The following is a 13,561-nucleotide window of genomic DNA, read 5'->3' on the forward strand; positions in this document are numbered from 1 at the left end:
ACCGGGTTTAATTGCTCTGGTTCTTGGTCAGGTTGAGGAATTGTTCTTCCAGGCTCTCCCTCCGCATGACCAGGTGAGTGAGTACAATCCCCTTTTTAAAGAGAAATTCATTGAGTTCCCCGGGGTCCATCTTTTCTCTCAGGACCACGGTGACCATCCCCAGTTCCTCTTCAATCTTGTCAAATCGGTCATCCTTCTCCAACAGGTTCACCAGGGCGGAGGGATCCTTGCATTTTAATTCGAGGTAGCCTTGACTGGCCATCATATTGTCTACCCGGCCTGAGTAGAGTTTTTCCCCCTTCCTCAGGATCACCACATGGGTACAGACCTTTTCCACCTCATCCAGGAGGTGGGAAGCCAATAGGATCGTGGTTCCCTGAGAGGCGATCTTTTTTATGATCTGACGGATCTGGTGGATTCCCTGGGGATCGAGACCGTTCGTCGGCTCGTCCAGGATCAGGATCTCCGGATCGTTCAGCAGGGCGGAGGCAATGGCCAGCCGCTGCTTCATCCCCAGGGAATAGGTACGGAATTTGCTGTCCTTCCTTTCCCAGAGGCCTACCAGTTTAAGGGTATCTTCTATCCGGTCTTCTGTCACTTCCTTGATCTTGCACACCAGTTTCAGGTTCTGAATGGCCGACATATAGGGGTAGAAATTGGGCCTTTCGATGATGGCTCCTACCTTTTTAAGGGCTTCGTGGGTGGTGGCCCGCCCGTCGAACCAGGTAAAGGAACCACTGCTGCGGTTTACCACGTTCAGAACGATCCCCAGGGTAGTGGATTTACCACTGCCGTTGGGACCCAGGATCCCGTAGACATTCCCCTTTTCGATGGTAAAGGACAGGTCTTTGACGGCGGTAAGGTATCCGAATTTTTTGGTCAGGTTGGAGACCGTGAGAATCGTTTCCAAAAAGTACGCTATTTAGGCAGTTTATAGTAACTTGACGAGAAAATACGCGTTTTGTTACAAAATGGGTAGAAATTGATACGATAAGATGGGCCAGGAAAAACTAATGTCCAGGAAAAAACCTTCGTTTCCCGTCAGCAGGAAACTGGAAACGTTCCTGGATCAGTACAACCGCAAGACCGAGATCCCCATACTCTATGAGGACCTGCTTCGCTTCGCCGGTTCCATTGTGGTCTATGACGACGATGGGAATGACACCTTATGGGTAAGGGTGTATTACACAGATGCAGAACGCAATGAGATCGACCTGAATCTGAAAAAGGTGTATTCCATCCTACATTCCGACGGTACCGACCGGATCTTTCAGTACCTGAATGTCGATGCGGTGGACTATTGTACCTTTGGGAATTCCAAACCCTTCCGCATCAGGATCAGGAACATCCTCAATGACAACTTCATCTATTTTTACGTCAAAAGAGCCGATGCTTCCCGTATCTATGGCCTGGAACTGGAGCACATGCTATCGCCATACAACCTCAACTATCTGGTGTACAAGGACACCTTGATCGAAGAGCATATTTCCGGGATCCCCGGAGACATATTTATCAATAAGATGTTGCCCAACTGCACGGATACCCAGAAATCCCAGCTGGCCAAGGAGTTCGTCAAATTCAATGAAAGGTGCATGATACAGCTCCTCGGGGACATGCGTTCCTATAATTATGTGATCATTCCGATCCACGATTTTGACCATGTGGTCTTCCGCATCCGTGCCATCGATTTTGACCAGCAATGCTACGAAGGCAAACTCAAGGTCTACCGCCCCCAATTCTTCAAGGAGAACCAGAAGATGGTAGCCCTGGTCCAATCGAAATTGCTCAGCGACTCGGTGGAACAGTACAAGGTAGAAGAGCGTTCCATCATCGCCAAAAGGATCATCAGCGCCAACAAGCGGATCAAGAGGCTGATCAATGCCGCCAAGGCAGACAAGATCTCCAGCCCCGAGAACGTGGAACGGTTGAAGATGGAGATCTTCGCCTTTACCAAGGACATCGAATTCAAAAAGTGTCGGAATATGGGCCAGATCCTGAATCTTACCCTGGATTTTGTCAGAAGGAATTACGAGAATGTGAGTATGCGGCAGATCATAGAAAAGAAGATACAGGTAAAGTAATCCGTGTCCTTCAAACCTTAAAATCGACCGGCTCTCAGCTTTTGGTCTCCTTGTTGAAATAGACCAGGTAGTAGTACATCTGTTTTTCCTCGTCCCAGCCCTTTTCCACGAAGCGTTCTGCAGATTCGGGATTTATGAAATCCAGGCGTATCTGCACATGGGTGTCGAGGTTGATCACATTCCGGATCTTTTTGCGAGTATCCGAGACGGCCTTGTTTGCAATAGGGAAGGAAGACACATCCTCTATGCTGTACTTGGGACCCCTTTCCACCTTGTAGTGCTTAAATTCGGGGATCAGTTCCGGATTGTCCATGACCTCGTTCAGGAATCGGGTCTCTTCAAATGCGTCGTTCTTGGCGAAGTGGTTCACCGCCCTGTTCATAAAGAGCACTTCCTGTTGCTTATCCTCTGCCGGAAGGACCACGTCCTTGGCAAAATTCTGGCAGAATTTGAGGTAGTTTCTAGTGTAGAAGTTCTCATCCGGCAGGACCTTCACACCGAGGAAGTTTTCCAGCCAGTATTTGGCGTCGTACCGGTTGCTGTCCACGGAAAGTACCTTATACCCTTCTTCAGACATCACATTGAAGATCAGGCATCCCTTGTCTAATTTGTTGAGGTTCACTCCCTCTTCGAGCTTCATTTCCAGTCGGCCCGGCCTTTCTTCGAACTGAAGGAACTCCTGCTTGATCTCGCTTTTAAAGATCCCCAGGGCTTCTACCTTTTCCCCATCCAGCTGTATATTGCTCAGTTTTACCACAAAGAGTTCCCCGTTCTTGATGTGGGGGTGGGCCGACTGATCGTACAGATGCCTGGCGATCGACCTCGACGCTTCCTGAAGGGATACAGGTTTCGTAAAAACGGCTTTGGCAGCCTTGTAGATCTCGTTGAATTCCATGTCGGCCTCATGGCCAAGGGTGTAGTAATTCTCCTCCTTCTCCCGGAAGGGTTTCAGGAAGAACTCCTTCAGAAGCCCTCTCGACTCGTCGTTGAGTTCCTGGGCTTTTTCCGATAGGAACAGGCCTTCGTTTCGGTGTTTATTTCCAATTCGGTGGAGAGATACCTCGTCTATCTGGGCATTGAACAGGTTGATCATAAATGCGTAGGGTAATTAGGTGTAATCAGGTAAATATTCGGGTTTTTAAAGGTCGATGGGATCAGTTCCAATTCTCCTCGAAGTCAAGGTCGTCATACCGGTCGAACGTTTCGTCGAAGTCGAAATTCGGGTCGGCTTCAAAGGTCTTTTCCGGTGGCGTATCGGGAAGTTCCCCGAAACTGAAAAGGACATTCGGATACTGGTGGCCTTCCGTTTCCTCAACGATGTCTGCGAGCTCCACGAAGAAGGTCCACATACTGAGAAAATCGTAGATGTAGATCATCTTGGGGAACTCCCGGGTAAGGACATCTTCCAGGAAGGTCTCGTTCATAAGCGGAACTGATTCGTCTCCCTCCCCCATATCGAAAAGGGCGATCTCCTCCAGCTGATTCCAGTTCTCATCGCAGGTGTAGAACGAGGCCATCTCGTCCCCCATAAAACCGAACGCCTGTGTAATGGCATTGTGGAAGTCCTCCATGGTGCATTCCGCCTCTATCTCGATATCTCTGAAGATATCCTCCTTGGCATCCAGAATGATCCTGATCTTATAAATCATACTTCATTGTATTTCCAAAGTTCAAAGGTACGAAGTTTCCCTGGTTGTAGTTGGCTTCCGGGTCTCCAGTACCAAATAAAATTGAAGTCCGAACAGGAGGGCGGCCAGCACCAGATGGAGGGGCTGGGATCCGAAGGGGAAATCGAAATAATACATGGCGATCCCTGTAAGGATCTCGATCCCAATGATCGCGAGAACACCTATGATCTTGCCATAGCCCAGTTTTTTTGCAAAGATCTGATAGGCGATCCACCCGTTGAGCAGGACTACGGCTATGGAGAGGGAACGATGGAAATAAAAGGAAACCCGCGGATCCGAGAGCCAAAGGTTTTTTGCGTTCTCCCCCAGTAGGTCGATCTGGCTGTCGATGAATTGCCTGACCTGAGTACCCAACACAATCTGAACCATGGTAAGTCCGAGGGCTATCCAGAGCAGTCGGTGTATAGTTTTGTCATAGGGCCTGGGATCCCTCTTCTCCTTCGATCGCTCCAGCAGGTAGATGAGAAAGGCCACGATGATCAATGCCATGACCATATGCATGGTGATCCTTGCGGGTAAAAGAACAGAGTACACGACCGTTGCTCCCAGCCAGGCCTGGAAGACCATGCCAATGACCACCCCCCAGCTTAACAGGGTAATGCGTTTGTCCATCTTCCAGTACCCCAGGGAGGAAAAGGCCAGGAAAAGGGTGGCAAGTCCTGCCAGGGCCCCCAGGAGTCGGTTGATATATTCTATCCAGGTGTGGGTGGCGTTGAAGATGGCATAATCGTGCTTCTCATAAGCCTGCCAGTTATCCTCTTCGTAATCCTTACCGGCCGTAAAATCGCGTTTTGCGACCCAGAGGGCCTCCTCCCTGATGATCACCTGTCCCTTTTCAAAGGACCTGCCGGGTTGCCAGAGCAACTCCGCTTCCTGTGTAGGGGGGATGTAATACCCAAAACATTTTGGCCAGTCCGGGCACCCCATCCCACTGCCCGTCATCCGGACCACGGCGCCGGCTATGATCACCAGGTAGACCAGGATGAGGGAGGTTTTGGCCAGGGAACGATAGTACTTGCGCATAGTCAATCCTTCAAATAATGAGATACAAAAATACTACTCTTTAAAGTCTTTTAGGCGCATTATTGCAGGAGAGCGGATAGATTGTAAAGATGCCGTATCACCGAAGCTTATGGCTCGATACCTAGCTCTTTGGCCTTCTTCATCATAAATGCTCTGGCAGCCTCGTATTCATTGGGGATCTCCCCGTCCAGGATAGCTTCCTTGATCGCATCCTTGATCTGGCCGATCTCTCTGGAGGGAGGCAGACCAAAGGTTTCCATGATCTCCTCCCCACTTACGGGTGGCTGGAAATTCCTTACGTGATCCCTGGCTTCCACCTCTTCGATCTTTTCACGCACCTTTTTGAAATTGTTCAGGTATCGTTTCTTTTTCTTAGGGTTTTTGGTGGTAATATCAGCCTCACAGAGGGTCATCAGGTCTTCCACATGGTCACCGGCATCGAAAATGAGTCGGCGCACCGCAGAGTCGGTTACGAAGTCTTCCGCCAGCACAATCGGCCTGGAACTCATGAGGACCATCTTCTGGACGAATTTCATCTTTTCATTCAGGGGCATACGGAGTCTTTTGAACAGTTTGTATACCATTTTGGCTCCGACGAATTCGTGCGCATGGAAGGTCCAACCCAGGTGTTTGTCATACCTCTTAGTCGGCGCCTTACCTATATCGTGTAACAGGGCAGCCCAGCGCAGCCAGAGGTCGTCCGTATGTCCGGCGATATTGTCGACTACTTCGAGCGTGTGCCAGAAATTGTCCTTATGCCTTTGTCCCTCAACCTCTTCTATGCCCTGAAGAGCAACTAATTCCGGGAGAATGCGCTCCAACAGTCCGGTGAAATGCAAAAGCCCGAACCCTGTCGAAGGTTTGTCAGTCAGGAGGATCTTGTGGAGTTCCTCTACGATACGCTCTCCGGAAACGATGCGGATCCTGTCGTTGTTCTCTCTGATGGCTTCCAGGGATTTACTTTCGATGGTAAAACCGAGCTGGGACGCGAACCGAATGGCGCGGAGCATTCTTAGGGGATCATCGGAATAGGTAACACCAGGCTCCAGGGGAGTCCTCAGGATCTTTTTGTCGAGGTCTTCCAGTCCGCCGAAAGGGTCCAGCAGGTCCCCGAAATCCTTTTCGTTCAGGGATAAGGCCAGGGCGTTGATTGTAAAGTCGCGCCTTTTCTGATCGTCCTCCAGGGTGCCGTCCTCCACAATGGGGTTCCTGCTGTCACGGTTATAACTTTCCTTCCTGGCTCCGACGAATTCGACTTCCTGTTCGCCTATTTTGAGCATGGCTGTACCGAAGTTCTTGAAAACGGTGACATCCGGTTGGCCGGGGGAGAGGGCGGCCACCTTTTTCGCCAGGGAAATCCCGCTGCCCACGGCAACGATATCGATATCCTTAGGTATGCCCCGGCCCAGGAGCAGGTCGCGGACAAATCCCCCGATGACGTAGCAATCCACCGACAATTGCGCGGCTGCTCCGGCAATGGTTTGAAAGACTGGATCTTCAAGTTCCTTTTTGTAATTCATCTTCCTCATGCTTATTCCCGTATCACTTTTACGGTTCCGTCATTGCCCAGTTTGATGATTGAGGAGGGGGTGGCCTTCCGTGAATCGCGTTGCAAATTTACCACATAGTCCACTCCTTTTAAAATTGCTTCCGGAATTTCCTCAAAGCTTTTAGGCACGGGCTTACCGAATAAGTTGGCACAAGTAGACACAACTGGTTTTTTAAAGGAGCCGATAAGGTAACGGCAGAACTTGTCCGTGGCGACCCTGATAGCGATGGTTTGATAGCCTGCGATCAGTCCGGGGGCAAGACCCCTGGGTCTATCATAAACCAGGGTGGTGGGTTTGGTAGCCAGGTCCATGATCTCCCAGGCCAGGTCAGGTACTTGCTGCACATAACGTTCCAGCATAGCGTCATTTCCCACCAGGCAGACCATAGGCGTTCCTTCGGGTAGTCCTTTAAGGGCGCGGAGTTTCTTCACGGCCATTTCATCAGTGGCATCACAGCCGATCCCCCAGAGGGTATCCGAAGGATAGAGGATGAGTCCGCCTTTTCTGAGCACCTCCAAACAGGTCCCTATTTCAGCATTGAGGTCTTCCTGAGCCATTATTTCTCCAGTGTTTTTTGCAGGTTGAAATGTTTCACCAGATCACGCCACTGTAAGCTGTTGAGGTCTTTCCGGATATTCACGTGTTTGAGGGAAAACTTTTGAGATCCCATGATGGGGATGCCCTTTTTACCGCTGTTGGTAGCAGGCATGCACTCGGTCCCCTTCAGAAGGGACATGGCTTTGAACCAAAGGTCGTCTGCCTTAGGGGCCAGCTTTAGGAAGAGGTCTTCCCGGTCGAAACGGGAATCGAGGCTTCCGGGAGGATAGAGAACACCTTCGGCACCGATGGGCAGGACCCAGGCAGAACCTGCCTGTCCGGGAAGGTCTGTGGGCCATTGTTCGTAGGGCAGGAAGTCGCCCTGGGCATCCGATCTAATCGTCCGTGTCTGGTTGGCAATTATCGTACCCGGATAACGTTCGGATTCCTCGTACAGTCGTTGGAGCCATTCGGGCCGGTACATCAGGTCATCGTCACAGGTAATGATCGGGTCTGAGGGAAAGGCTTTCAGGGTATGGATCAGTTTTTTATGGGAGCAGTGCAGGTGGGTGGTCCTGATCTCGAACACCTCGTTCTGCAGCTTTGTAAGACGGGGCGGGAGGAAGGGAAGGAGGGACTCATGGATCCAGAGAAGGATCTTTTTGGGGCTGACCTCCTGAGACAGGAGACTCCGAATGACTAGATCCACAACCCCCAGCCGGGGTTCGATGGTCGTTAGCGACACCACAACAGGGATCACGGGTTTGTCACCCTGTCTATGCGCTGGAAGGAGTCGCAATCGGAAGGTGTGATACAGGGATGCAGGTATTTCTTTAAGCTTCATGAGAAACAGGCATCAGGTTGGCTCTGTAGTGCAAATTACAGCATACTGTCGTGAAGCGCCAAATTAAGTTCCCATAGGCAGGTATTCTTCCAAGAGTATTAGGCAGTATACCTTGTCCTGTATTTACCTCGGATAATTCGGCCCGGAGGAAGGGAATTTGGATAAAGTCTCCTATTTTTGTGCGATGCAGCAGACAGAACCTAAGATCTCTATTGTCGTCAGCACCTATAATTCCGAAGCATGGCTGGAGAAAGTCCTGTGGGGTTTTGAGTATCAGACCTTCAAGGATTTTGAGGTCGTGATCGCGGATGACGGCTCGGGCCCGGCAACAAGGAAATTGCTGGACGAGATGAGTGCGGAGGTGTCTTACCCGATCATCCATGTCTGGCAGGAGGATGACGGTTTCCAGAAATCCCGCATCCTCAACAAGGCCATAGTAGCCTGTAACGCATCTTATATCGTTATGACAGATGGTGATTGTATCCCGAGAGAAGACTTTGTGGAGGTGCATTATATCAATAAGGAGCCCGGATATTTTATTTCCGGGGGGTATTACATGTTGCCTATGAACATTTCCAAGGCCATTACCCGGGAGGATATTCAAAAGCAGAATTGCTTTAATATCCACTGGTTGAAGAATATGGGAATTCCCAAGACGTTCAAGAACAACAAACTCACTGCCAGGGGATTCATTTCCAAGTTCTTTAACGCCATCACACCCACCAACGCCAGCTGGAATGGGCATAATTCCTCAGGTTGGAAAAAGGACATCCTCAATGTCAATGGCTTTGACGAACGCATGCAGTACGGGGGGCAGGACCGGGAACTGGGGGAACGCCTGTTCAATTTCGGGATCAAGTCCAAACAGTTGCGATACAGTGCCGTATGTGTGCACCTGGATCACAAACGCGGGTATAAAACACCGGAGTCGATTGAAAAGAATAAGGCGATACGAAAAGAAACCCGGAATGAAAAACGGGTCTGGACGCACTACGGCATCAGCAAGTAATAGGCAAGGGCGTTCTTTCGCTCGAGGCGCTTTAATTCCCTGAATCGCTCCAGGACCCCAAGGGCATTGAGGTAACAGATGGTCACCCCTTTTTTTCCATCCAGGATCCCCAATCTGAGAATATAGTGGTTAAAGAATTTCCAGGCGGGTTTCAGGAAATAGTAAAAGTAATTAAAGCTTTTTTCCCTGTAGAAATCCTCCTTGGCCTTGAGTCGGCCGTAATTCAGCATCTTGGCCTTATAATCATCGTAATCCTTGTAGCAATAATGGATCAACTTTTCATTGAGGATTCCGGAACTCCCATCCACCTCAAGGGTCTCGTGAACGATCTTCTTATCCGTAAATTTTGCCTTGTCTTTCTGGAAGAGGCGGTAATTCTTGTCCGTTTGCCATCCGCTGTAGCGCAAAGGGGTCTTTTTAAACATGAATTTCCGGTAGAACCAGTAAGCAGCATGGGGAGAATCCGACTGCACTGTTTCCCGTATTTCAAGCCTCAACGCTTGCGGGATGATCTCATCTGCATCCACGAAAAGGATCCAGGGATGGGATGCCTGTGTAAGGGCAAAGGTCTTTTGTTGCGTGAAATTAGAGAAGGGGTGTTGGATGGCCTTTACCTTGGGATGTTCTTTCAGGAATTCATAGGTCCCGTCCGTACTGTATGAATCAACGACCACGATCTCATCGGCAAAGGAGACTGAATCAATACAGTCCTGAATATACCCCATTTCATTATAGGTGATGATCAGTGCTGAGATCTTTTGATGGTCCTTTTTCATCCTGATATTTGAATTTCGTCCGTAGATTTTGGCCAAAGTTATAACACTAAAAATTCCAATAAATTGTACTCTGAGGCTAAATTCTTACAAATTATACAGCTACGTTGTATTCCCTCAAAGCCTCATTCAGCGACGTCTTCAGATCTGTACTCGGTTTTCGCTTTCCGATGATCAGCGCACAGGGAACCTGATAGTCTCCGGCTGGAAATTTTTTTGTGTAGCTCCCTGGTATAACAACTGAACGGGCAGGAACCCTACCTTTCATTTCTAAGGGTTGGGGCCCGGTGACATCGATGATCTTAGTGGAGGCCGTCAAAACCACGTTCGCGCCCAGGACCGCTTCCTTTTCTACCCTGACTCCTTCCACGACGATACAGCGACTCCCCACAAAGGCATTGTCCTCAATGATCACGGGGGATGCCTGCAGGGGTTCGAGGACCCCGCCTATGCCGACGCCGCCACTCAAATGGACGTTCTTTCCGATCTGAGCACAACTACCCACAGTGGCCCATGTATCCACCATCGTCCCGCTATCTACGTAGGCTCCGATATTGACATAACTCGGCATGAGAATGGTGCCTGGGGCGATATACGCGCCATGCCTGGCCACCGCATGGGGCACTACCCTTACCTCCTTTTCCTTATATCCTTTTTTAAGGGGGATCTTATCGTGGTACTCAAAAATGCCTACCTCGTAGGTTTCCATTTTCTGTATGGGGAAATAGAGCACCACTGCTTTTTTGACCCATTCGTTGATCTGCCATCCATCTCCGGAGGGCTGGGCACATCGGAGTTTACCCTGGTCGACAAGGTCGACGACCTCCCGGATGGCTTTTTGGGTTCGGGCGTCCGTCAGGAGGTTTCTATCCTCCCAAGCCTTTTCTATGATATTTTTCAGCTCCTCCATAGCGCGAAAATTTTGGCAAAGATAGTGGGATAGGGCGGATTATAAAGGGCATTTTGACAGGAATACCAATTTATCCTGTACTTTTGCAAAAATCAATGGATTTGGGCAGGATCGTCGCCTTGGATTACGGGAAAGTCAGGACCGGGGTAGCTGTAACGGACCCATTACAGCTCATAGCTTCCGGACTGACCACCGTAGAAACAAAAGAGTTGTTCTCCTTCCTGCATACCTATATCGCCCAGGAAGAAGTTGCTGCGGTTGTCATCGGAGAACCCAGGCAAATGGACAATACACCGTCGGAATCAGAACCCCTGATCAGGCGTTTTATCGGGAAATGGGAGAAGGCGTTCCCGCAGATCCCGGTGCACCGGCAGGATGAGCGGTTCACCTCCCGTGAGGCCGTTAAAAGCATGATCGCCTCGGGAGTCAAAAAGAGCAAAAGAAGGCAAAAGGCACTGGTTGATGAGGTAAGTGCCACCCTGATCTTACAGGGCTACCTCGACCGAATAAAGAATTGAGAATCTAGAAGAGAGCTTAATAGAATATGATTTTACCTATTGTCGCATACGGAGATCCGGTTTTGCGTAAAGAAAGTGAGGCTATCGGGAAGGACTACGAGGGCCTGGATACCCTTATCTCCAATATGTGGGAGACCATGTACAACGCCAATGGGGTTGGACTCGCTGCCCCGCAAATAGGTCTGGCCATCCGTTTGTTTCTGGTAGACACGTCCCCCTTTGCAGATGACGAAGAGTTAACAGAGGGCGAACGCAAACAACTCGACGGGTTTAAAAAGGTATTTATCAATGCCCATATGTTAGAGGAGACCGGAACATCCTGGGCATTTAACGAAGGATGCCTGAGTATTCCGGATATCAGGGAGGATATCACCCGAAAGGACACGATCACCCTGCGGTACATGGACGAAGCCTTTAATGAATACAAGGAGACCTTTGACGGACTATTGGCACGTGTCATTCAGCACGAATACGACCACATACAAGGGGTCTTGTTTACAGACAAGGTATCAAGCCTGAAGAAACGCCTGCTCAAGGGGAAACTCGCGAATATCTCCAAGGGTAAGATAGAGGTAGATTATAAAATGCGTTTCCCTCTGTTAAAAAAAGGGAGGTAAAGACACAGGTTACCTTATTATTTCACATATTTGCCGCCTAAAATCAGGAATTAATGAGTTTGGACAAGATCTTATCCATTGGAGGAAAACCGGGACTTTTTAAATTGCTTACTCAGACGCGATCGGGTTTCGTGGCTGAATCCCTGCTCGACGGGAAGAAGGTCACGGTTGGGATGACCAGCAATGTGAGCGTTCTCTCGGAGATCGCCATTTTTACCCTGGAGGAAGAACTGCCCCTCAGGACGGTCTTTAACAAGATCAAGGAAAAAGAGAACGGAGGTAAGACCTCCGTCGGCCATAAGGAAGACAAACTCAAACTGGAGGAATATTTCTTCGAAGTGGTCCCCAACTACGACGAGGACCGCGTCTATCCCAGCGATATCCGTAAAGTGATACAGTGGTACAACCTCCTTCACCAGCACGGGATCACCGAATTCGAAGAGGAGGAAGAAAGCTCCGAAAAATAATCTGCCCTTTCCCGATCAGCGCGAGGTTTCCCTTATAAATTCCGCGACGTCCTTTTTGAACTGGGCCATGGATGGGGGATGAGTGTACATCATATGCCCGGCCTCGTAGTATTTCATGATGATATGGTCCCTGATCTCGGGGGTCAGCCCCAAATGGTTGATGCTGTGTTCCACCCCGTAGAAGACCGTGGCAATATCATATATCCCATTGAGGATAAGCACTTTGACATAAGGGTCCCTTGACATGGCCTCTGCCAGGTCGACTCCCGTATTGATCGCGGCCTGTGTGCCCCACCTTTCATTGCCCACGTGTTTCCAGTCCCACTTAAACCCTTCTCGCTCGTAGGCCGAAGTGGCGTAATGCAGGTTCTTATCCACATTCAATTCACGATACAGATAATCCAGGAAACCGGCGGTATAAGCAGGGGAAATAGCCGAACTCTGGGGGTCATGGCTTCCCTCCTGGGCGAGTAGGTCCTGGTTGATTCCTGTAAAACGCGAATCGAGTCGGCCCACAATCTCTCCCTTGTCCCTGAGAAACTCAGCGAAGAATTCTCCGTTGGTGACCCTGAGGTTGGCCTTCATCCAGTATCCCGGATCCGTACCCGTATATGCACCAAGTTTAGCGGCCATCGCTTCCTTTTCCTCAGCTGAAAGCCGGTCTCCTTTAAAGAGGGCAGGGGTGTATTCTTCTTCCGTAAATTTCCTGACATCATCCAGGAAGGCGTAGAGGTCTTCGGGTTTGTCGGGAATCATGTCGTGATACCAGGCCGTGGCCGCATAAGTCGGGAAATGCACGATATAGGGCAGGTCGTCTTCCGGGGGGAAGAGGAGGGTCCTCAGATCGAATACTGCCGAAACCATAATGACCCCGTTAAGGGCGATCCCGTCCTTGAGAAGCCGGTTCATCAGGCCGGCGTTCCTGAAGGTCCCATAACTTTCGCCCAGGAGGTATTTAGGGCTGTTCATACGATCGTTGGCGATCAGAAACTGCCGTATGAAGAGGGAGAGGCTCTTGATGTCCTGGTCGACCCCCCAGAAATCCTTGAATTCGGCTTTGCCCAGGGGGACACTCAGGCCGGTCCCTACCGGATCGATCATGACCAGGTCTGCCACATCCAGGATGGAAAAATTGTTGTTGACGATCTGGTAAGGCGCAGCCGGGGTGTATTCCGGATCGTTCACCACGATCCTTCTGGGCCCCAGGATACCCATGTGGAGCCAGTAAGAAGAGGACCCCGGCCCACCGTTATAGGCGAACACAATAGGTCTCCTTCGGGTGGCCGCTTCCCTTTTGTCTCCTTTCGAATAATAGGTATGCCCCATAAGGGCCAGGGGTTTGTTTTGTTCATCCCTTACCTCAAAAGTTCCTGCCTGGGCAGTGAGGTATATGGTCCGCCCATCGATATTCACACTTTGCATGGTGGTGAACACCTCTGCCTTGGGAAGAGTATCCTGATCGCTCTGCCCAACAACCCATTGGAAGACCAATAGAGGAGCAAGAAAAAGTAAATTCTTCATCATTTCTATTTGAGTTGGTTCCT

At 50.0% G+C, this 13,561-nt stretch carries 15 protein-coding genes; 5 read left to right on the forward strand and 10 right to left on the reverse strand.

The genetic code is table 11. From position 1 onward, the window contains the following. Positions 1 to 7: 7 nt before the first annotated feature. Entirely contained in the window at positions 8 to 910 is a 903-nt protein-coding gene (locus tag GWK09_RS09470; protein WP_163693056.1) for an ABC transporter ATP-binding protein, read from the reverse strand. An 85-nt stretch (positions 911 to 995) separates the two neighbouring features. On the opposite strand from GWK09_RS09470, the gene GWK09_RS09475 reads away from it, so the two are divergent. Continuing rightward, complete coding sequence (locus GWK09_RS09475; protein ID WP_163693058.1) at positions 996 to 2,081, forward strand: hypothetical protein; 1,086 nt, start codon at positions 996 to 998, stop codon at positions 2,079 to 2,081. A 34-nt stretch (positions 2,082 to 2,115) separates the two neighbouring features. On the opposite strand, the gene GWK09_RS09480 is transcribed toward GWK09_RS09475, so the two are convergent. The 6 genes from GWK09_RS09480 to GWK09_RS09505 form a co-directional block, all read right to left on the reverse strand. After that, on the reverse strand, positions 2,116 to 3,174 hold the full coding sequence (locus GWK09_RS09480; RefSeq protein ID WP_163693060.1) for a nucleoid-associated protein: 1,059 nt from the start codon (positions 3,172 to 3,174) through the stop codon (positions 2,116 to 2,118). A 61-nt stretch (positions 3,175 to 3,235) separates the two neighbouring features. Beyond that, on the reverse strand, positions 3,236 to 3,730 hold the full coding sequence (locus GWK09_RS09485; protein WP_163693062.1) for an IS1096 element passenger TnpR family protein: 495 nt from the start codon (positions 3,728 to 3,730) through the stop codon (positions 3,236 to 3,238). Positions 3,731 to 3,751: 21 nt separating this feature from the next. After that, positions 3,752 to 4,792, reverse strand: coding sequence for a COX15/CtaA family protein (locus tag GWK09_RS09490; RefSeq protein ID WP_163693064.1), 1,041 nt, complete (start codon positions 4,790 to 4,792; stop codon positions 3,752 to 3,754). A gap of 107 nt (positions 4,793 to 4,899) precedes the next feature. Continuing rightward, a complete protein-coding gene (locus tag GWK09_RS09495) occupies positions 4,900 to 6,312 on the reverse strand; it encodes a CCA tRNA nucleotidyltransferase (RefSeq protein ID WP_394367575.1) in 1,413 nt (470 codons plus the stop codon). An 11-nt stretch (positions 6,313 to 6,323) separates the two neighbouring features. Beyond that, complete coding sequence (locus GWK09_RS09500; protein ID WP_163693068.1) at positions 6,324 to 6,899, reverse strand: L-threonylcarbamoyladenylate synthase; 576 nt, start codon at positions 6,897 to 6,899, stop codon at positions 6,324 to 6,326. Then, positions 6,899 to 7,723, reverse strand: a complete 825-nt coding sequence (locus GWK09_RS09505; protein WP_163693070.1) for a hypothetical protein — start codon at positions 7,721 to 7,723, stop codon at positions 6,899 to 6,901. The genes GWK09_RS09500 and GWK09_RS09505 overlap by 1 nt, the downstream gene beginning before the upstream one ends. A gap of 184 nt (positions 7,724 to 7,907) precedes the next feature. Between GWK09_RS09505 and GWK09_RS09510 the strand changes: the two genes are divergently transcribed. Continuing rightward, positions 7,908 to 8,732 carry a glycosyltransferase family 2 protein gene (locus GWK09_RS09510; RefSeq protein WP_163693072.1) on the forward strand — a complete coding sequence of 275 codons (825 nt, stop codon included), beginning with the start codon at positions 7,908 to 7,910 and terminating at the stop codon, positions 8,730 to 8,732. Here GWK09_RS09510 and GWK09_RS09515 read toward each other — a convergent pair. Both GWK09_RS09515 and GWK09_RS09520 read right to left on the reverse strand, forming a co-directional pair. Then, the gene (locus GWK09_RS09515; RefSeq protein ID WP_163693075.1) at positions 8,714 to 9,508 is read right to left on the reverse strand and encodes a glycosyltransferase family 2 protein; all 795 of its coding nucleotides are present in this window, start codon (positions 9,506 to 9,508) and stop codon (positions 8,714 to 8,716) included. The genes GWK09_RS09510 and GWK09_RS09515 overlap by 19 nt on opposite strands. Before the next feature lie 91 nt (positions 9,509 to 9,599). Further along, complete coding sequence (locus GWK09_RS09520) at positions 9,600 to 10,415, reverse strand: 2,3,4,5-tetrahydropyridine-2,6-dicarboxylate N-succinyltransferase (RefSeq protein WP_163693077.1); 816 nt, start codon at positions 10,413 to 10,415, stop codon at positions 9,600 to 9,602. A 101-nt stretch (positions 10,416 to 10,516) separates the two neighbouring features. Here GWK09_RS09520 and ruvX point away from each other — a divergent pair, with 101 nt between their 5' ends. From ruvX to GWK09_RS09535, 3 genes are read left to right on the forward strand one after another with little or no spacing between them, the layout of a single operon-like run. After that, positions 10,517 to 10,933, forward strand: coding sequence for a Holliday junction resolvase RuvX (gene ruvX / locus GWK09_RS09525; protein ID WP_163693078.1), 417 nt, complete (start codon positions 10,517 to 10,519; stop codon positions 10,931 to 10,933). Between the two features lie 26 nt (positions 10,934 to 10,959). Next, a complete protein-coding gene (gene def, locus GWK09_RS09530) occupies positions 10,960 to 11,550 on the forward strand; it encodes a peptide deformylase (protein WP_163693080.1) in 591 nt (196 codons plus the stop codon). A gap of 53 nt (positions 11,551 to 11,603) precedes the next feature. Continuing rightward, the gene (locus GWK09_RS09535; RefSeq protein WP_163693082.1) at positions 11,604 to 12,017 is read left to right on the forward strand and encodes a DUF5606 family protein; all 414 of its coding nucleotides are present in this window, start codon (positions 11,604 to 11,606) and stop codon (positions 12,015 to 12,017) included. A gap of 15 nt (positions 12,018 to 12,032) precedes the next feature. Here GWK09_RS09535 and GWK09_RS09540 read toward each other — a convergent pair whose 3' ends face one another. Next, on the reverse strand, positions 12,033 to 13,538 hold the full coding sequence (locus GWK09_RS09540; RefSeq protein ID WP_204260421.1) for a S10 family peptidase: 1,506 nt from the start codon (positions 13,536 to 13,538) through the stop codon (positions 12,033 to 12,035). Positions 13,539 to 13,561: the final 23 nt, after the last annotated feature.

The organism is Muriicola jejuensis, assembly GCF_010671595.1.
Taxonomy (GTDB): domain Bacteria; phylum Bacteroidota; class Bacteroidia; order Flavobacteriales; family Flavobacteriaceae; genus Muriicola; species Muriicola jejuensis.

Coding starts and splice junctions, on each gene's coding strand:
- GWK09_RS09475 (WP_163693058.1), top strand. CDS start 996: ATGGGCCAGGAAAAACTAATGTCCAGGAAAAAACCTTCGTTTCCCGTC.
- GWK09_RS09480 (WP_163693060.1), bottom strand. CDS start 3,174: ATGATCAACCTGTTCAATGCCCAGATAGACGAGGTATCTCTCCACCGA.
- GWK09_RS09485 (WP_163693062.1), bottom strand. CDS start 3,730: ATGATTTATAAGATCAGGATCATTCTGGATGCCAAGGAGGATATCTTC.
- GWK09_RS09490 (WP_163693064.1), bottom strand. CDS start 4,792: ATGCGCAAGTACTATCGTTCCCTGGCCAAAACCTCCCTCATCCTGGTC.
- GWK09_RS09495 (WP_394367575.1), bottom strand. CDS start 6,312: ATGAATTACAAAAAGGAACTTGAAGATCCAGTCTTTCAAACCATTGCC.
- GWK09_RS09500 (WP_163693068.1), bottom strand. CDS start 6,899: ATGGCTCAGGAAGACCTCAATGCTGAAATAGGGACCTGTTTGGAGGTG.
- GWK09_RS09505 (WP_163693070.1), bottom strand. CDS start 7,723: ATGAAGCTTAAAGAAATACCTGCATCCCTGTATCACACCTTCCGATTG.
- GWK09_RS09510 (WP_163693072.1), top strand. CDS start 7,908: ATGCAGCAGACAGAACCTAAGATCTCTATTGTCGTCAGCACCTATAAT.
- GWK09_RS09515 (WP_163693075.1), bottom strand. CDS start 9,508: ATGAAAAAGGACCATCAAAAGATCTCAGCACTGATCATCACCTATAAT.
- GWK09_RS09520 (WP_163693077.1), bottom strand. CDS start 10,415: ATGGAGGAGCTGAAAAATATCATAGAAAAGGCTTGGGAGGATAGAAAC.
- def (WP_163693080.1), top strand. CDS start 10,960: ATGATTTTACCTATTGTCGCATACGGAGATCCGGTTTTGCGTAAAGAA.
- GWK09_RS09535 (WP_163693082.1), top strand. CDS start 11,604: ATGAGTTTGGACAAGATCTTATCCATTGGAGGAAAACCGGGACTTTTT.
- GWK09_RS09540 (WP_204260421.1), bottom strand. CDS start 13,538: ATGAAGAATTTACTTTTTCTTGCTCCTCTATTGGTCTTCCAATGGGTT.